This window comes from Trinickia caryophylli, from assembly GCF_034424545.1.
Taxonomy (GTDB): domain Bacteria; phylum Pseudomonadota; class Gammaproteobacteria; order Burkholderiales; family Burkholderiaceae; genus Trinickia; species Trinickia caryophylli.
This window is the reverse complement of sequence record NZ_CP139970.1, coordinates 2,991,219-3,009,235: the sequence shown is the minus strand read 5'-3', so window position 1 is coordinate 3,009,235 and position 18,017 is coordinate 2,991,219. Positions and strand designations below refer to the sequence as shown.

13 protein-coding genes and 2 pseudogenes are annotated in these 18,017 nt (G+C 61.5%); 1 reads left to right on the top strand and 14 read right to left on the bottom strand.

Translation table 11 applies throughout. From position 1 onward, the window contains the following. Positions 1–614 precede the first annotated feature (614 nt). From U0034_RS13585 to U0034_RS29230, 5 genes and pseudogenes are all read right to left on the bottom strand, one after another. Positions 615–1,793: an ADP-ribosylglycohydrolase family protein gene (locus U0034_RS13585; protein WP_085230390.1), complete on the bottom strand. Its 1,179-nt coding sequence runs from the start codon at positions 1,791–1,793 to the stop codon at positions 615–617. Next, positions 1,793–2,494 (bottom strand): annotated as a pseudogene (locus U0034_RS13580) (RHS repeat-associated core domain-containing protein); the annotation flags it as partial. The gene U0034_RS13585 and the pseudogene U0034_RS13580, both read right to left, overlap by 1 nt. Beyond that, complete coding sequence (locus U0034_RS13575) at positions 2,495–2,875, bottom strand: immunity 22 family protein (RefSeq protein WP_085230392.1); 381 nt, start codon at positions 2,873–2,875, stop codon at positions 2,495–2,497. A gap of 599 nt (positions 2,876–3,474) precedes the next feature. Next, the gene (locus tag U0034_RS13570; RefSeq protein WP_085230393.1) at positions 3,475–3,903 is read right to left on the bottom strand and encodes a hypothetical protein; all 429 of its coding nucleotides are present in this window, start codon (positions 3,901–3,903) and stop codon (positions 3,475–3,477) included. 341 nt (positions 3,904–4,244) lie between these two features. After that, positions 4,245–4,397: pseudogene (locus U0034_RS29230) on the bottom strand (RHS repeat-associated core domain-containing protein); the annotation flags it as partial. A 560-nt stretch (positions 4,398–4,957) separates the two neighbouring features. Here U0034_RS29230 and U0034_RS13560 point away from each other — a divergent pair. Further along, positions 4,958–5,191 carry a SymE family type I addiction module toxin gene (locus tag U0034_RS13560; protein WP_085230415.1) on the top strand — a complete coding sequence of 78 codons (234 nt, stop codon included), beginning with the start codon at positions 4,958–4,960 and terminating at the stop codon, positions 5,189–5,191. Between the two features lie 53 nt (positions 5,192–5,244). Here U0034_RS13560 and U0034_RS13555 read toward each other — a convergent pair whose 3' ends face one another. The 9 genes from U0034_RS13555 to U0034_RS13515 form a co-directional block, all read right to left on the bottom strand. Beyond that, the gene (locus U0034_RS13555) at positions 5,245–5,454 is read right to left on the bottom strand and encodes a hypothetical protein (protein ID WP_085230394.1); all 210 of its coding nucleotides are present in this window, start codon (positions 5,452–5,454) and stop codon (positions 5,245–5,247) included. Beyond that, on the bottom strand, positions 5,451–10,031 hold the full coding sequence (locus U0034_RS13550) for a DUF6531 domain-containing protein (RefSeq protein WP_085230395.1): 4,581 nt from the start codon (positions 10,029–10,031) through the stop codon (positions 5,451–5,453). Before U0034_RS13550 ends, U0034_RS13555 begins: the two co-directional genes overlap by 4 nt. A 13-nt stretch (positions 10,032–10,044) precedes the next feature. Beyond that, positions 10,045–10,467, bottom strand: a complete 423-nt coding sequence (locus tag U0034_RS13545; RefSeq protein WP_085230396.1) for a DcrB-related protein — start codon at positions 10,465–10,467, stop codon at positions 10,045–10,047. Between the two features lie 39 nt (positions 10,468–10,506). Next, a complete protein-coding gene (locus U0034_RS13540; protein ID WP_114717861.1) occupies positions 10,507–12,624 on the bottom strand; it encodes a type VI secretion system Vgr family protein in 2,118 nt (705 codons plus the stop codon). Between the two features lie 291 nt (positions 12,625–12,915). Further along, positions 12,916–14,037, bottom strand: coding sequence for an ABC transporter ATP-binding protein (locus U0034_RS13535; protein WP_085228092.1), 1,122 nt, complete (start codon positions 14,035–14,037; stop codon positions 12,916–12,918). After that, a complete protein-coding gene (locus tag U0034_RS13530) occupies positions 14,025–14,765 on the bottom strand; it encodes an HAD family hydrolase (protein ID WP_085228091.1) in 741 nt (246 codons plus the stop codon). The genes U0034_RS13535 and U0034_RS13530 overlap by 13 nt, the downstream gene beginning before the upstream one ends. Further along, positions 14,762–15,616: a carbohydrate ABC transporter permease gene (locus U0034_RS13525; RefSeq protein WP_085228090.1), complete on the bottom strand. Its 855-nt coding sequence runs from the start codon at positions 15,614–15,616 to the stop codon at positions 14,762–14,764. The genes U0034_RS13530 and U0034_RS13525 overlap by 4 nt, the downstream gene beginning before the upstream one ends. After that, positions 15,613–16,548 (bottom strand): carbohydrate ABC transporter permease, encoded by a 936-nt coding sequence (locus U0034_RS13520; protein ID WP_085228142.1) that lies wholly within the window; start codon positions 16,546–16,548, stop codon positions 15,613–15,615. Before U0034_RS13520 ends, U0034_RS13525 begins: the two co-directional genes overlap by 4 nt. Before the next feature lie 120 nt (positions 16,549–16,668). Continuing rightward, positions 16,669–18,003: an ABC transporter substrate-binding protein gene (locus U0034_RS13515; protein ID WP_085228089.1), complete on the bottom strand. Its 1,335-nt coding sequence runs from the start codon at positions 18,001–18,003 to the stop codon at positions 16,669–16,671. Between the last annotated feature and the right edge of the window lie 14 nt (positions 18,004–18,017).

The window sequence follows — 18,017 nt, the reverse complement described above, 5'->3', positions numbered from 1 at the left end:
ACCCGTTATCCTCGCGCTCTGGATCTACGAGCACCCATATCGACTCGCAAGTCGCGCAGCGATAGTGCTTTGCCGAGCCCGAAGACGGCGGAACCTCCCCACCCCATTCCGGAGCCGCAACGCATACAAGCGTTCTTGCGGCAACCGCGAGATCGCAGCGGCGCGAGCATAAACGATGCTCGTCTCGCGTTGCGAATTCCTTCGGCTCGTATAACGCGGCGCAATGCGCACATGCGGGGAGCAAGCGTGCGATAGCCGCCATCGCCAGCGAATCATTACCGTGTTTGAGGCGCAACAGTAGCCCTCGCGATAGCTGCCTCTCGACGCGATCAGATTCTTTCGTCAGCCATCCTCTCATCTCCGTCAGACAAATCCGTCCGGAACGGTAAGCGCGGAGCATTTGGTCGAAGTCGGGGTCCATGTTTCATGGGGCTTGTTGTTCAGGGCGCTTACTGCTGCGGCCGATAGGTTCCCCGGTATGTGCTCGACACGGACGTTGCAGGACACCGCAGCCTATTGTGCACGCGTTCAAGTGGCGGCGCCACGGTCCTATCACCGTCGCTTGAATAACTGGGGGCCGCGCGCGCGGCCCCGTCAGAAGCTACGCGGACAGATCACCTACCTCTTTTCGATAGCGCGAGCAGTTCTTGTGCGAAGTGATAGAAACCTTGCCCGCCATACGTTCGGATGATCCACTTGATGGGCAAACTCGTCTCGCCGCCATACGCACCGCCTAATTGACCGAAAACTGCACCAACCGTATCCGCGTCGCCGGCCAAGTTCACAGCAGCAAGGAGTCCTGGCTCAAACCCGTCGTAGTGGAAGAAGGCCCATAAAGCCGCCTCAAGCGTGTGGATGACATAGCCGGAGGACGATATTTCGTCACGATGCTTGCGCTTGTAAGAGCCGTGCGCAATTCGATCGACAGCAGGAGATAAGGGGTGCCGGTCCCAGTACGACGCTATGGGTGCATATCGCTCCCTCAAGAGAACATCCTTGGGTACACCGGACAACGCTCCCCAAAGCAGTGCCGCGAAATACCGGCATGCGTCGACTGCCTCCGGCGCGCCATGGGTCAGCCGCGAACTCTCCGCCGCGAAATGAACACAAGCCTCGAAATCCGAGGCATAACGCAGCACCACAGGTGCTAGTCTCATGAGCGAGCCATTACCCGCATCGTTCGGGCTAGTCGAACCGGCTATCGGTTCACCAGTGGACAGATACCGCTCGATCGCAGCGCGAGTTGTTACGCCAATATCAAAACATGTGCCAGTTGGGCTGTAGGCGCCGAAGCGGTACCAATACGAAAAGCAAAGCATGGCATCGTCGGCGTCAAACCCATCGCATCGAATTAGGCTATACGCGAGGCAGCAAGCCATACTGGTGTCATCGGTCCAATCGCCCGGCTGGAGGCGAAATGGGCCGCCACCGACCATGTCGGTCACTACCGCACTGTCGCGGTCGGCAAACTCAAGCGTGGTCCCTAACGCATCACCAATCGCAAGCCCCAGAAGAGCGCCTCGAAACCTGTCGATCTGCTCGGAGTTGTCCGCGCCAATCTGCGCGAGAATCTCGTAGAGTTCCTGTCGGCGTGCCGTCGCGTGATGGTTGCGGTAGCGGAAGTACGCGGCCAGCCACGGGGCCTTAACTGCATCGGGATTATCGGTGAACTTCGCCGAAAGGGGGTGAAAGCCCATGTCAGCCGGATATTGCGCCCGAATGCGCGCCCGCTCGGCGGCGCGTTGCAGCGCTTCATGTTGGGCATCCTTCGGTTTGTCGCCTGCGTTACTCATCACAACTCTTCCAGCGATATGTCCCACGTGCCCTTAGTAGGATCTTGGGTCCGACCGAGCACTTTGAACGGGGTACTTGGACTAAACAATACTTCCGCTTCTCGAGGATACTCGGACATTGAGCTTACCGACACCCCCGTCTTCGACGCGATCCTCATCGTGACCTTGCCCGGAAAAACTCCACCGAGGTCGGAGGTGGTCGACAAGAATGCCCTGTCGCTGAAGACGCCGTTTACAGGGAAGAGTTGGTGTACCTGATCATCGGTCAGATGCAAGTTGCGCACAACGTCACCTGAATAAACGTAGCCGTTATCCGCCAACTTTCCCAAGCCATTCGCTGCCTCAGAGGTAAGCTGACTCCACTTGCCAGCGTCTCCCGCACGCAGGGCGGGGTTTATGTGCTCGTAAAGGTTCGACGTGTATCCGCGTATGGCCAAGTACTCGTTGTCTGTCAATATGCGATCCAACGCAGGGTTGAGCCGTTTTGCTGCCAGTGCATCCTCAACATCACGCGTGCCCCACTCTCGCTTCAGAAACTCTTGGAAATTGCAACCGGACAAGCCAAGAGGATCAGCCCATGTGTGCGGGCTTGCGACATAGCTCTGGGTACGGAGTCCCCCCGAGAGTCCTATCGGGTCTGGGGAGAGATACTGTCCCGTCTCCGCATCGTAATACCGATTCAGGTTGTAATGTAACCCCGATTATTTACTGTAGTCGAAGCTCCCGACAAACGTCACACGACTGTGTGGCCGTTGCGTGCCGACATTTGGATAATCGAAGTCGTACAAAAGGATCAGACCGTCCATGCCAGACTGACGCACGTTAATGAGCCGGCGAAGAAGCTCGTCGGCAAAGCTCTCTCCATAGGAGAATTCTCGCAGCTCTTCCGCAAGTGTCTCGTTTCCCGGCGAAAGCATTGATGCCTCTCTAAAATCATCATCGAACCAAGAGATGCCAATTTCACTCCAAAATTGGCTCATCGAGTTTCCGCTTGCGCCGTAACGCGTTTCAACGTATTGAATAAGATCATCCGCGCCAGAGAACTTGCCAATCCACGCCGAGATCTTTAGATCCTTGTTCATATGCCCTATCTCCCCTACGGACGCAGGCCCGCAGGTAAATCATCACGACCATTTGTGAGGCGGTAGTTCGCCCAGTTTTGCAAACGCCTCACAAACGTCCCATAGTCGTTCGACGAATCAATGATACCGAGAAGCTCGTTGTGTGCGGCCGTTGACCCCTTCATTCCGTGTTGCCACGTCGGGTTGATACCGCTGGTCGTACCGGTAGGCGTCCTCAGTTCCCAAATGTCCTCTGCCTTGAGGCCCCACTGCTTGAAAGTAGGTGCCCGAGAAACCAATAACCACTCATGCATCCCGCCGGGGGAGAGCGGGTCAAACAAGCCGTTCATCCCGTGGATGCAGGTCGCCGACGCGCTGCTCAGACACCTCGGCTTCATGCCCGGTGAGCGCGTCCATTTCTCCGTCGACTACATCAAACGGCACATCGTCATCAGGCAAGCTTTCGATTAATCACCGCTTGAATGACTGAGGGCCGCGTAAGCGGCCCTCAGTCATTACAACACTTGCTTTCCGTCGACCCACAGTCGGCAAGATATGCCATCAGTACGAATTGAGGTTGCAATGTAACTCTCGCGCCCCGAAAGCGGTACATCGATATCCTATGATATTTTGGAACCATCCCAGTTGCTTGGCCGCTTCACAGTCTGCGTTTCGCTGCGATTTAACGACAAACACGCAAGTACATCGAACGTTGCGACACGAACCAGGATGATCGATATATCGGTTGGCATCAGAATCGCCAACCAACTTATGCGCTCATCCTCACTCAACGACCTGACCGCAGCGACAGCTTGTGCATACCCGTCAAGAGTCCGGCCTTGTCGGGCCAGACCGTCATTTCGACGACGCAGCAGCTGCAAAATCCCATCCCGCGTGTATTCATCAACGCTCCCCTCCGAGGAGAGAAAGCGCTCAACGCATCCGCTGCCAAGTGCCTTCTGAAGCGTCAGCATTGCCATGCGATCTAGATCGTCCCTGCCTAAAATCGCCAAGAAATCCACCCGAGATGCAATGTCAGAGATTTTCATTGCGGAATAACCTCCGCGCCGGAGCGGACTCCACGCAGCAAGACCTCCTGTTCACCGAACTCATCTATCGAATATTCCCATGACCATCCATCACCCGGCTTCGGCGCGCCGGTCGGCAATTTCAAAACAACACCACCGGGCCCCTCTCGGTTTGCCCACCATTTTGCGATCTCAGGATCACGTGTCCACGAGGTAAACGGACTATCTCCCGAGCGGCCGCCAGCATTATGTTCGTCCGCAGTAACCGTGCCTCTGATGTTTCCGGGGGAAACGATACCTTGCGTAGCATCTGCTAGTGCCGGGTGCTTTGCGCTGACTCCCCGATACAAAAAGCACGAGGCAAGTCCAAGCGGGTCTACCTGCTGCAACGGACTGCGGACGTACCCATGCGTTCTGATCCCTCCATCCAGCCGGAGCGGATCGATGCTGAGGTAAGCCCCCGTCTCCGCGTCATAGTATCTGTTGAGATTGTAATGTAATCCCGATTCAGTTTCCTTAGACGCGAACCTCCTTCGCGTGGGCTGCCCCCCTTATCTGGCAAGGCTCTCCGGCTTCACACCTCCGTCATCACTGATTTTTTTCGTAGACGCGATTTTCTCGCCATCGGCGCATCGATACCAGCCCTTGGGCCGCCGGGTTTGACGGCGCACGCAGTGCGACGGCAAACCCGGCGGAATCTCGGCGCTTGTGGACCGACGCGGCCAACAATCAGGTGGCAATGGTAGGTAAAAACCTTCGGGGACGTAGGTTCTAGCCTACCTTTGCAAGCAATGTCGTCGGTGCATCGTCGAGCTCGAATCCGTCAAGGCCGCGCATCGCGCGCCCGAAGGGCTTGGCCTTGACGGTGATCGGTTCTCCACGCTCGGACATGCGGTGCAAGACGACTCGGCGGCTTGCACCGCATGCTAGACAGCGGGGGTTGTTGCGCGCAAGCCTGCCGAAGCTCAGGCAGCTTCAGCAGGCAGAAGAGGTAAGCGGTAAACGAAGCGCGGGCCGTCAGTGCGTCAACACTCTCGGCCCGCTGACCACAACCAACTCATCACAGGAGTTGTTCATGGCTGACGCCCATCATAAGGCACGCCCCGTCGTCTCGGAACGGTTCGTCACCGTTCAGCAATCACAGCGCTTTCAAGCATCGTGGCACAAACCCGCGCATGAGCGCACCGCGCCCGCGCTATACCCTTGGATGAAGCTTGCCGGCCGATGGATCGAGCACGCCGGATTCCAACCCGGCCAGCGCGTCAGGATCGCCGTCGAGCAGGGCAGGCTTACCATCACCGCCGAATGAACGTATGAAGGGCCGCGCAGCGCGCCCTTCATCGGACATGGAGTTTGCCTGCTTCAACAGAAATAAAATGCGATGTCTTTTATGATGTTCGCGTCATCAGCAGTGATTGCGTTGGGTAGCAACGGCGTTAACTCGGCCAGGATACCCTTGGCAGGCACATCATCGCGTTCGACAAGATCCAGCAACCGAACTCGTGTCGCTGCATCCTGTACATATGCATTGATAAGATGCCTCAAGTGGGCGCGAAGCTCGTCAATCGTCATTCTTCAGGTAGCAAAGTAACTTTCTGCAGTTGGACCGTCGAGCCGGGAATCTCTGGGACAAGCTGAGCCTGTCCACCTTTCCCGTATTCCGGATATGCTGCCGTGTATGGTTCAAGTTCAGGACCAACGCCGCCATTGGCGAGCGGGACTTTTGCGTTCACTGCCCCGTCCGGGCCGAACAGCTGCAGTGTATCGAACTCCCCTTTGAGACGCGCGTCACTCCACGACTTTGGATTGCCCGCCTCATAAAAAATTTGGAAGCCATCCCGCGCGGCTGCGCCCGTCTGATAGTCGGTAAACCCAAAGTAACTTAACGGCGCCGTCATCGTGTTTTGGGTTCGCTCTGCGTATCGGCTGTCCATATACCGGTACCCCGTTGCCGGCAAAGTAGCCCCTTGAGAGTTCACGTAAAAATCTATCTGCCCCGGCCTCGAAAGGTTCGCAGCATCTCTCGCCGAAAAACCCGCTTGCCGATAAGCCTTATAGCGGTCGAATCTTACCGGGCAAACCGCAAGGCCGCGCGGATCGTAGTAGAGCAGCGGCGCATGCACATACGCTTGAGTCCTGAGCCCTCCTGCCAACCCAATCGGATCAACACTTAGATACTGTGCCGTCTCCGGATCATAGTACCGATGCAGGTTATACGAGAGCCCCGACTCCTCATCCTCCCACTGCCCGGCAAACCGCAGCGACGTATCGACGAAGTCCCCATCGGCATCATTGGCAGCAGTCTTCCCGCTACCCTGCGCCTTGCCCCACAGCGTGAACCGCTCCTGCCAAACGCGCTTGCCTTCGCGATCGAACACGGTCCGCGGCAGTCCAACCTGATCCGCGAGCACCGGATACATCCCGCGATCGGTTTCCTGCGCAACCGGCATGAAGTCCGTCGGAGAGATATGCCAAGTCACGACCTGCCCGGTCGTGCCATCCCTCTCCTGCCACCGCTCCGCAACCGTGTACCCGTCCCACAGGAAGCGAACCGCCTCCTTCGCCCCCGCCTGCCGCTTCTCCACGCGGCGATTGAACGCGTCATACCGGTAAAGCCACACCCCGCGCTCGGGCGTCTTCACCTTCACAAGCCGGTTCAATCCGTCCCAGGTGAATTGCCACGTCTTCGGCCGGAAGCCCGGCTGCTCGACCGTTTTCTCGATCGTCCGTCCGCGCGCGTCGTACCGATACCGCGTGTACCCCACGCGCTCCGGCAACCCGCCGCGCAAATAGGTGTGCCCATCATCGGGCCCACGCGGCCCATGCCCCGTGATGTTCATGTTCGCGTCATACCGGTAGTGCTCCGCCGGCTGCAGCAAACTGTTCATCAACGTAACCTGCCCGCGCGCGTCGTGCTGATAGGTGAAGCTGTCCGCTTCCGTATCGACGCGATCGATCTGCCCCGCCGCGTCGTACACGTAGAGCTCACGTCCGAGCGCCTCGTATGCCCGCGCCGGGTTCGACGCCAACTGCTCGAACGCCCACTTCGGCCCCGCAGCCTGCTTGCGCAGCCGGCCCAGCGCGTCGTAGTGCCGCTCGAGCACGAAATCGCCCACCTGCCGGCCAATTTCGCGCCCCACGGCATCGCGCGCAATCGACATGGGCCCGACCTTCGTCAGCGCACCGAGCGCATCGTACGCATACTGCGTCTCGCGGTGCGGCGTCGCCCGCAGCGTGCGTTTGCCTTCGGCGTCGTACACGTGCCGCAGCAAATGCCCGTGCTGCTCCTCGCCGGTCAGGCGCCCTTTTGCGTCATAAGCAAAGCGCGTAACGCACGGCTCTCCATCCGCCTCGTGCACTTCCGCGCTCGCCAACCGCCCAAAGCTGTCGTACCGATAAACAAGCTTCACGTCGCCAGCGTCGACCGACGAGAGGCGATCGCGTTCGTCGTAGGCGTATCGCCACGTGCCGCCATCGGGCAGTGTTTTGACGAGCAATCGCCCAATCACATCGCGCTCGTAGCGCGTCGCCCGTCCCCCCCAATCGATCTCTTCGATCAGACGCCCCGCGCCGTCATAGCGGTATTCCCACGTCTCCCGCAACGCATTGACGACCTTCGTCAGCCGCGTTGCATGGTCGTACTCGAAGCGCGTGGTGTGGCCCGCCGCATCGGTCGAGGCCATCGTCAGATCGAACGGCCCGTATTCGCGGCGCGTCACGCGGCCGAGCGGGTCGCGCTGCTCGACAGGCAGCCCTTCGCTGTCATAGCGCGTGCGCCACGCCGCGCCATCCGGCTGCGTCGCCTGTGCAACGTTTCCGCGCGGATTGTCCTTGCCCGGCGTGTAGTCGTAGCGCGTGACATTACCTTCGTGATCGACCTCCTCGAGCAAACGCCCGAGCACATCGAAAGCGCTGCGCATACGCGCGCCCGAAGGCAGCCGCGTTTCGCAGAGGCGCATCCGCGCGTCATAGTCGAGCCGCGTCTCGCGAGTCCCCCGCACGATGCGCAGCAACTCGCCGCGCTCGCCGTATCGATACCGCGTCACGCTGCCGTCCGCTTCGGTACGCGAGGTCAATCGATCGAGCGTGTCGTACTCGAAGCCGATCCTCGCGCCCCCCGGCAGCACAGCGGCCCTCATGCGCCGCCGGTCGTCGTATTCGAAGCGTGTCGTACGCCCGCTCGGCTCTTCGACGGCAATCAGGCCGCCCACCTCGTCGTAGCGATAGACGGTGCGCCGCCCGAGCGCATCGGTCTCCGAAAGCAGCCGCCCCAAGCTCCATTCCCGAACCGTTCGATGCCCGAGCGGATTCGTCTCCGCCACGACGAGCCCGTCGGCGTTGCGCTCGAACACCCACTCGCCGTCGCCATCGATTACGCGCGTGCGCGCTTCATCATCCTCGTAGACGAACCGCCCGGTGTGATAGCCCTCGCGCGTGCCAGTTTCTACTACGCGGCCGTGCTCGTCATAGCGGTAACGGACTTCCGTCTTGGCCGTATCGCGCCAACTCGTCATCCAGCCGTTCGCGTCGTACGAATAGTGGAAGCAGCCGCGCTGGAAGCTCGCCACGTAGACAAGCATCGCCTGCTCGTATCCGTATTCCACGAGCGTGCTCGAGCGCTCGGCATCCTCGTGCAGCACAACGCGCTCCAGCAGATTCGCCGTGCCGCGATAGTGCAGCGCAATTCGATATCCATCGCTATGCGCGAGTTCGACCAAACGACCCGCTTCGTCGTAGCCGAAAACGACACGATTCCCACTCAAATCCTCAAGCCGTTCGATGCGAGACGGCCGCTCGCGCGAAAGCGGCGCAAAAACCCACACCTGCCGCGTGTCGTTATCGAAGATCCGCGGCTCGGCCCGCGTGCCAATCAGCCTGTAGCGCGGTTCGCGCAGATTGATGCCGTCCAGCGCGGCTTCGGGCGCGATAAAGCCGATGGCCTGACCGCCTGCGCTGTGAAAGCGCACCGTGTGGTCGCCATCGAATTCGAGCCGCTGCGACCACGTGGTCGACCATTTCGCGCCGAGCAATCCGCGGTCGTCCGAGCGCGTGCGGTAGCGTCGCGTCAATTCGAGCGGCAGCACGCCCGGGATCGAGACATCGGTTCGTACATCGACGACCTCACCGGTCGCCACATCCACCGGGTCTTCCTTGCAGGTCGCGTGCTCGTCTTTCTTGCCGAACACCTCGGCTGAGCGCGTCGGATCGCGGCGCGGCAGCTTCGAGCCGAGAAAGCCGCCGAGCTTCGCGCCGAGCATCCCGCCGATCAGCCCCGCGATGAATTCCTCCCCGGCCGTCAACTCCGGGTTCTTCGGGCCGAACTGCCCGGTGGTCTTGTCGACCCAGACGCTCTTTCGTCCGGAATTGATCTTCGCGCTGCAATGTGTCGAATGGCCGACACGCGCAAGCGGCAAGCCGTTGATAGTGATCGTTCTGCTGCCTTCCACGATCGCTTCGGGCGCGTGCGAATGCTTGGTGCAGGCAGCTACATCCGTGACGCGTGCCGCTTTTTTGCCTTCGAAAGTCACATTGGCCGATCCGCTCTTGATCGTCCCGCTCACGCTGCCCATGCTCTGGCTGGCGGACGCGAGCGCGGCACCGAGACTCAACCCGCCTGCCATGCATCCGCCGACGATGAGCAAGCCCACGACCCCGCCGGTGGCGATGGTAGCCGCCACCATCGCGCCCACGGCCACACCCACAGCAAGCCCGGCGAGCATGCCCATGAAGCCCGATGAATGCGCGATCTCGTCGCCTTCGCAAGCGGGATGCGGGTCGCCGCGGCCAATCGTAAGACCGAGCGCATCGCCCACGCGCGTGGCGCCCTCCGCCATTGCCCCGGTTACACCGAACTTGCCAAGCAGCCACGAGCCGCCCAAAGCAATCACGGCCGGCACAGCCGACAACGCCGCGGCGCCCGCGGCAGCCGCTCCCGTGGCGCCGCTCGCCACCGCAGCCGAGCCCGCCGCATAAGCGCCGTAGCCAACGTCCGCACCGAGCATGCCGTAGTTGGCGCCGTCCACCCACTCCATCTGCTCGGCTTTTCTGGCCTCGCCGTCTTCGAGGGTTTTCAGTCGTGCGAGCCGTTCCTCGGCCGTGCCGCCGGGCGCCGGGGCTTCGCCGGATTCGCTGTCGTTTTGATCGGCCATGGTGGGGCGAAGCTCAGTTCGGTGCGTTCAATTCGAGGCTTTCCACGATCTGCCGCACCTGCACGCGCTGCGTGTCGCTCAGCGAGCCGGGTACCGTGAACGTCAGCATCAGGACACGCTTGCCGTACTCGACCATGGTCAACAACTGATGAAGCGGCATGCCGTTGTTCTTCCACCGGTATTCGTGCGTATAGGCAGCGCGCCCATTCACTTCAGCCGGCTCGCCGCCGATCAATTGGTAGTCGGGCATCTGCTTGGCCAGCTTCTGCACTTCGTTCGCCGTGTACTCGTCGAAGCGCATCCCCCACGGCAAGCTCTCGCGCGTCACGACGAAACTCACGCCCTCCGTGCCCGTCGATGCCGAGACGAATACGTTCATCGTCTTGTCGATCCATTCCTCGGGAATCGACAACGTGCCCTCTTGGATTCGATACATTTTTCGTTTCCTGTCTTGTTCTGATGCGGCGTCCGGCCGTCAGCTGTTGTCGGGATTGATGTGCGTATTGCTCGCCTGCACCTTGATGTCGGCCTCCTCGATGAGGATGACAGAGGCGCCCTTGCGTATTTCTATCGAGTCGCCGGTCATATGAATCGACGTCCCGCCTTCCCCGCCCACCTTGATCCACAACTCTTTCGCTTCGATCGTGTGAACGCCTGCGGGCGTCTGCTGAGTCGTATTGCCCTGCGTCACCGCATCATGCAGATTGCCGGTCGACACCTTCGTGAAGTGATGCCCCTTGGCCACCGCGATCGAGCGGTCGCCCTTCAGCACCTGCGTCGTCTGCGCGTTCTGCACGACGGTATTCATGTCGTGCTGCGCATGCAGGAACATTTCCTCGGCGCCCGCCACATCCGAGAACCGCAGCTCGTTGAAGCCCTGCCCCTTGTGCGTCTGGCTGCGGATACCCATCGTCTGCCCGCTCGTGCCGTGATACGGGTTCGCCGCACCGCCATTGAATACGCGGCCCACGACGACCGGGTTGTCGGGGTCTCCATCGTTGTAGGCAACGATGACCTCCTGCCCGATGCGCGGAATCGCCGAGCCGCCCCAGCCGCTGCCGGCCCACGGCTGCGACACGCGGATCCACATCGAATCGGTGCCGTCATACTTGCCGCGTCGGTCCCACAGAAAATGCAGCTTCACGCGGCTACCGTCGGTGTAAATCTCCTCGCCTTTAGGCCCGACCACGATCGCGGCCTGCGTGCCCTGCATATGCGGCTTCGGCGTGCGTCGCGGCGATCGATACGGCACCTCCTCCGGCAAGCACGTGAACGTGTTCCGATAGGGCGTTTCGGCACCGTGCCGCGTGTAGTCGTTTACGGCCTCGTGGCGAACGTGCAGCACGATGTAGGGCTTGCCGTCGTACGCCGCGTTCGGATGGTTCTCGAGCGTGAAGCGCCCGATCGTCGTCATCGCGCTCGCATAACCGCTGCCGTTGAAGCGCCGCGCCAGGGCCTCCTCGGCTTCCATCGCGTAGCGCGCATAGCGCTTGCCGTCGTCGTGCGTGTCGTACAGCGAGTGGTATTCGTAGCGCTCCGTCGTGCCGATGTTCTTGTTCTTGAGCCGGCTCGTGGGCGCTTCCACGTACATCAACGTGGACGAAGGCCGGTTGTAGTTGAAGTCGCGGAACGCGATCTTGCCGACGCGAAATTCGAACGCCTCGTCCCAGCGCGCAATGCCGTTGTGCTCGCTCGCCGCGCTGTCCGCGTGGTACGCAATGCTCCTCTGGTTCGGCATCTCGACGAACGTCGCGTTCGTGTCGCCCACCACGAGCACGTGCTTGTCCTTCTCGTAGCGGAACGTCCAGAAAAGGCCCTCCTGCTCCATCAGCCGCGCGCAGAAGTTGTAGTAGGACTCCTGGTACATCACGACGTACTCGATCGGCTTGCGCGGCATGCGTACGTCGAACTGGTAATCGCGAAAGCCCAGCTCGACGAATATCGTCGACAAGACCTGCTGCGCCGTCTGATTCTGGAAGATCCGGCAATCCGTGGAGCGCGTGAGAAACCAGAACCACGGCACCACGCTCATTTCGTAGCGCGTCACCTTGCCCGAGCTGCCCACGCGCGCAAACGAGGCCACATAGCCGTCGAAGTAGCGCGTGTTCGTGTCGGGCCGCGCCACAATCATCGCCTCGCTCAAGCCCGCCCGCTCGGGATGCAGGCCGAGCTTCACGCGCTGCCCCACGAGACTTTCCGGATCGATGTCGCTTTGGTGAGAAAGCAGATCCAGATGGATTTCACTCAGTTGGCTGACGTATTCGTCGACGATCGCCGCATTCACGAGCAAAACGTCCTGCCCCAATGGCGATTCGAGCGTGACATAGCGATTGCTTTGCGTCAGCTGTGCCGCGCCGCTTGCCGATACGCTATTGATCGCATCGGCTACCGATTCCGGCGTTTTGCCCAATAAAGACAAACCTGTCTGAGCGAGTTGAACCGCGCGTGCCGCGCCGCCGATCAGCCCCGCACCCGGCAAACCGGCGAGCGAGCCGATCTGGCTGGCGATACCGGCCACCGAGCCGATGCCATTTAGCGCGCCGGCATTGACGGGGCTGCCGCCGCTGCCATTCTCATTCGATGCAAAGATCATGATGTCCCCGGTGCGTGCGCGAGATAATCCGAGTGGCGAATGCTGTAAACGGCACGCGTGGTTTATCGCGCCATCAATCGGAAATCAGAAGGATGGCGCGAATATACCAAAACCGGGAGTCAATGAATCCTTTCGAAGTGTGAATCCACGAGATGCCGTGAAATGCGCTCGTGGTAAAAGGCCTCAGCGGTAAATTATTACTCGGCTTTTTCTTGTACGCAGTAAAAACGACTTAATTCATTCGCAGGCCGGCTCGCCTCCGATCCGAAACGAGCCGCCCCGCGCAAGCCTTCACGCCGCCGAAAGCACTTCGACGATTTTGCGCTCGAACGCCCGGCCTTCCTGATCGAACAGATGGCAATGCTCGGGATCGGCCCCGAGCTTCAGCGCCTCGCCACGCTCGTGCCGCTCCAGCGGCGGAATACGCGCGATCAGCCCATCCGCCGCCACGGGAGAGTCGGCATATAGATAGGCGGCATCGCCGAGCGATTCCACGGTCATCACCGTTGCCGCGACGCCGAACTCGCTTCCACCCACGGCCCGCGCGTGCAGATGCTCGGGCCGGATGCCGACGGTGACCGGTTCGCCCTCGCGCATGCCGCGCGCCTCCACAGCCACTTTCTGCGTTTCGCCCGTCTCGTAGCGCACGAGCACACCATCGGCTGCCACCTGCTGAACGACCCCCGCCAGGAAATTCATCTTCGGCGAGCCGATGAATCCGGCCACGAACCGGTTCGCGGGCGCATGGTAAAGACGATTGGGGCTGCCCACCTGCTCTACGTTACCGGCCGACATCACGACGATCTTGTCCGCCAACGTCATCGCTTCCACCTGATCGTGCGTCACATAGATCATCGTGGTCTTGAGATCGTCGTGCAGCCGAGCGAACTCGAGCCGCATTTTGACGCGCAGGGCGGCATCGAGGTTCGAAAGCGGCTCGTCGAAGAGAAAGACCTTGGGCTTGCGCGTGATCGCACGTCCGATCGCCACACGCTGCCGCTGCCCGCCCGACAACTGCTTCGGCTTGCGGTCGAGCAGATGGTCGATGTGCAGGATCTTCGCCGCGTTGCGCACGGCATCGTCGATTTCGGCCTTCTTCGCGCCCGCGAGCTTGAGCCCAAACGCCATGTTGTCGTAAAGCGACATGTGCGGATAGAGCGCGTACGACTGGAACACCATCGCGATACCGCGCTTGGCGGGCGGTACTTCGTTCATGCGCGCGCCATCGATGGTCAGTTCGCCGCCGCTTATATCCTCGAGCCCGGCGATCATCCGCAACAGCGTGGATTTTCCGCAACCGCTCGGGCCCACGAATACGACGAATTCGCCGTCGGCGATGTCGAGGTTCACATTGCGCAGCACTTCGTGCTCGTCGTAGCGCTTCGCGACACCGCGTAAGGTCACGCTTGCCATGATTCGTCTCCTTTCCTATCCGTGAATGCCCGCGCGGATCCAATGCCCGCTTCGAGCCAGCGCTCGACGATGAGCGGCAATTGCCGCATTTCGTCGAACACGTGGATGGCGCCCGCTTCGACGAGTGCCGCCAGATGCCGGTCGCCCGTATGCGTGCCGCCCGTGAATCCCAACACTTGCATGCCGGCCGCACTCGCGGCGGCCACGCCAGCCACGCTGTCTTCGACGACGAGGCACGCGCCGGCCATGACACCGAGTCCTTGCGCCGCCGCGAGATAAACGTCCGGCGCCGGCTTCGGCTTGGGCACCCGATCCGCGCAAAAAAGCCGATCGCCGAAAAAGCGCGCCAGGCCCGTACGGGCAAGCACGGCTTGCACGTAGCCCGTGTAGCTGTTGCTTGCGCAGGCCTTCGTCAACGGCACCCGTTCGAGCGCCGTTGACACGCCCTCGACCATCGGGGCATTGCGCGCGGCGGCCTCGACGGCATGGCGAATCGCCTCGATTTCACCGGCCTCGAGTGTCTTGCCGAGCACGGCCGCGCTATCGCCGAGCACGCGCTCGATGCGCAGCCCGAGCAGCGGCATGACCACGGGCTCGACGTCGGCGTCGGGCCAGCGCTGGGTGAGCTCTTGAATGAGCATGCGCGCGGCCACGGCCTCGCTGTCGATGAGCACGCCATCGCAGTCGCAGATCAGCACGCGATCGGTACGCACGTCGATATCCGTCATTTGACCGCCCCGAACGTCAGGCCGCGCACGAGCTGCTTCTGCGAAACCCAGCCGACAAGCAGAATCGGCGCGACGGCCAGCAGCGAAGCCGCCGAGAGCTTCGCCCAGAAGAGCCCTTCGGGGCTCGAATAGGAGGCGATGAACACAGTGAGCGGCGCGGCGTTGGAACTCGAAAGATTGATGCTCCAGAACGCTTCGTTCCACGACAGAATTACGAGCAGCAGCGCGGTGGACGCAAGCCCTGGCAGCGCCATCGGCATCAGCAGATAGACGATTTCCTGCCAGGTGGCTGCGCCGTCGATGCGCCCCGCCTCGAGAATGTCGCGCGGAATCTCGTTGAAGTACGTGAACGCCATCCATACGGCGATCGGCAGGTTCATCAGCGTGTAGACGATGACGAGGCCCCACACGGTATCGAGCAGGCCGGCGCTCTTCCACAGCAGGTAGATCGGCACGAGCACGCCCACCGACGGCATCATCTTCGTCGAGAGCATCCAGAGCAGCAGCTTTTGCGTGCGGCGCGTCGGAAAAAACGCCATCGTATAGGCCGCCGGCACCGCGAGCACGAGGCACAGCGCCGTCACGCCGACCGAGATCAGAATCGAGTTGCCCGCGAACGCGAAATAATCGCTGCGCGCGAACACCTCGCGAAAGCTCTCGAATGTCGGCGAAAAGATCAGCGACAACGAATAGGCATCGCGCTCGGTCTTGAACGCCGTGATCGTCATCCAGAAGATCGGAAAGAAGAGCGCGAGCGCGATGATCCAGGCGAGCGCGCCGGGAATGACGCGCTTGAAGACGTCGAGCGGCGACGCGAACGGCCGCGCGGCGGGCAAGGTGGGTTGGGTCATTTTTCGTACTCCCCTTTGAGGTTCTTCGCGAGCATGCGCACGAGGAAGAACGCGACGACATTCGCCAGCACGACCGCGAGAATCCCGCCCGCCGATGCAAGCCCGACGTCGAACTGCTGCAGGCCGAGCGCGTAAATGAGGTACGACAGGTTGGTCGTGGCGGTACCAGGGCCGCCGGAGGTCGTCGTATAGATTTCGGCGAAGATCGAAAGCAGGAAGATCGTCTCCATCATCACCACGACGGCGATCGCGCGCTTCAGGTGAGGCAGCGTGATGTAGAAGAACATCGCGATCGGCCCGGCGCCGTCGATGCGCGCGGCTTCCTTTTGTTCTTCGTCGAGCGACTGGATCGCCGTGAAGAGGATGAGGAACGCGAACGGCAGCCATTGCCATGCGACGATCACGATGATCGCCGCGAGCGGGTAGGTGGCGAACCAATCCACCGGTTGCATGCCGAACGCTCGCATCGCCGCGGCCACGACGCCATACACCGGGTGCAGCATCATGTTCTTCCAGATCAGCGCGCTCACCGTCGGCATCACGAAGAACGGCGCGATGGCCAGCAGCCGTGCAATGCCCTGTCCGATGAACTTGCGATCGAAAAGGATCGCCATCAGCACCCCGCCCACGACGGTAATGACGAGCACCGAGCCGATCAGCTCGAGCGTGTTGACGATCGATGGCCCGAAGGCCGGATCCGTGATCAGGTAATGGTAGTTGTCGAGCCCGGCAAACCCCTTCTGGTCGGGGTTCAGCAGGTTGTAGCGCGACAGCGAATACCAGATCGTCATCGCGAGCGGTATCGCCATCCACAGTACGAGAGCCGCCACCGAAGGCGCGGCGAGCCATCGGTTCGAACCGATGCGCCGCTCGACACCCGGCGTATTGGGCGCGGGCTCGGCGTGCGAGATAGGGAGATGAAGATGTCGCATGATCGTCGCGGCCTCCTGATTCATGCTTGCGTTTGCATCGGTGCCGGGCCGCGCCCGGTCGTTCGACAACGGAGCGCGGCCGGCAAGCGCGGGCTGGCGCGAAGCCTGCCCGCGCCGACGTTACTTCTGATACCCGGCCTGGCGCACGGCGCGGTCGGCCGCCGCATTGCCGGCCGCGAGCGCCTGATCGACGCTCATCTGGCCCGCCAGCGCACCCGAGATGCTCTGGCCGACCACGGTCCCGAACGACTGGAATTCGGGAATGCCGACGAACTGCACGCCGGTATAGGGAACCGGCTTGGCCGTCGGGTGAAGCGGATCGGCCGTCTTGATCGCGTTTTGCACGAAGTCGCTGAACGGCGCAGCCTGCTTGTATTCGGGCCGGTCGTAGGTCGACTGACGCGTGCCCGGCGGCACCGACGCCCAGCCTTCATCCTTGGCCACGAGCTCGATGTACGGCTTGCCCGTCGCCCAGGCGATGAACTTCTTGGCGGCATCGGCCTGTTTCGACGTCTTCGGAATGGCGAGCGCCCAGGCCCACAGCCAATGCGAGCCGTTTTGCGTGACCGCCGTCGGCGCGGCGGCAAAACCGATCTTGTCGGCCACCTGGGACTGACTCTTGTTATAGAGCATGCCGGCCGCCACCGTCGCATCGATCCACATCGCGCACTTGCCGGAGGACATCAGGGTCAGGTTCTCGTTGAAACCGTTCGAGCTGGCTCCCGGCGGGCCATCCTTCTTCATCAGATCGACGTAGAAGTTGACGGCCTTTTTCCATTCGGGTGAGGTCAGCTGCGCGTGCCATTTCTCGTCGAACCAACGGCCGCCATAAGTGTTGACGAGCGTCGTGAGATACGCCATGTTCTCGCCCCACCCAGCTTTGCCGCGCAGGCAGATGCCGTAGACGCCGTTCGCCTTGTCCGTGAGCTTGTCGGCGAATTGCTGGATCTGCTCGTACGTCGGCTTGGCCGGCATCGTGAGGCCCTTGGCCGCGAACAGGTCCTTGCGGTAGAACGTCATCGAGCTTTCGGCGTAAAACGGCAACGCGTAAAGCGTACCGCCGTCCGAAAGGCTGTCGCGCACCGGCTTGAGGACGTCGCTCTCGTCGTAGTCCTTCGGCAGGCCCGTCATCGGCGTGAGCCAGCCGCGCTTGCCCCACTGCGGCGCCTCATAGGCGCCGATCATCATCACGTCGAACTGGCCGCTCTTGGTCGCAATGTCCGTGGTCGCGCGCTGCCGCAGCACGTTCTCTTCGAGCACGACCCAATTGAGCTTGATGTCCGGGTTGCTCTTCTCGAAGTCCGAGGAGAGCTTCTTCATCTCGATCATGTCGGGATTGTTGACCACGGCGATCGTGATCGTGGCGGCGGACGCACCAGCCGCCGCCGCGGCGAGCGCCGCCGCCGCGAATGCGTGGCGCGCGAAGCGCCGGGCAGAACCGAATCGGGTATGCATCGCTTGTCTCCTTC

Coding starts and splice junctions, on each gene's coding strand:
- U0034_RS13535 (WP_085228092.1), bottom strand. CDS start 14,037: ATGGCAAGCGTGACCTTACGCGGTGTCGCGAAGCGCTACGACGAGCAC.
- U0034_RS13540 (WP_114717861.1), bottom strand. CDS start 12,624: ATGATCTTTGCATCGAATGAGAATGGCAGCGGCGGCAGCCCCGTCAAT.
- U0034_RS13515 (WP_085228089.1), bottom strand. CDS start 18,003: ATGCATACCCGATTCGGTTCTGCCCGGCGCTTCGCGCGCCACGCATTC.
- U0034_RS13520 (WP_085228142.1), bottom strand. CDS start 16,548: ATGCGACATCTTCATCTCCCTATCTCGCACGCCGAGCCCGCGCCCAAT.
- U0034_RS13560 (WP_085230415.1), top strand. CDS start 4,958: ATGGCTGACGCCCATCATAAGGCACGCCCCGTCGTCTCGGAACGGTTC.
- U0034_RS13555 (WP_085230394.1), bottom strand. CDS start 5,454: ATGACGATTGACGAGCTTCGCGCCCACTTGAGGCATCTTATCAATGCA.
- U0034_RS13545 (WP_085230396.1), bottom strand. CDS start 10,467: ATGTATCGAATCCAAGAGGGCACGTTGTCGATTCCCGAGGAATGGATC.
- U0034_RS13550 (WP_085230395.1), bottom strand. CDS start 10,031: ATGGCCGATCAAAACGACAGCGAATCCGGCGAAGCCCCGGCGCCCGGC.
- U0034_RS13525 (WP_085228090.1), bottom strand. CDS start 15,616: ATGACCCAACCCACCTTGCCCGCCGCGCGGCCGTTCGCGTCGCCGCTC.
- U0034_RS13530 (WP_085228091.1), bottom strand. CDS start 14,765: ATGACGGATATCGACGTGCGTACCGATCGCGTGCTGATCTGCGACTGC.
- U0034_RS13575 (WP_085230392.1), bottom strand. CDS start 2,875: ATGAACAAGGATCTAAAGATCTCGGCGTGGATTGGCAAGTTCTCTGGC.
- U0034_RS13570 (WP_085230393.1), bottom strand. CDS start 3,903: ATGAAAATCTCTGACATTGCATCTCGGGTGGATTTCTTGGCGATTTTA.
- U0034_RS13585 (WP_085230390.1), bottom strand. CDS start 1,793: ATGAGTAACGCAGGCGACAAACCGAAGGATGCCCAACATGAAGCGCTG.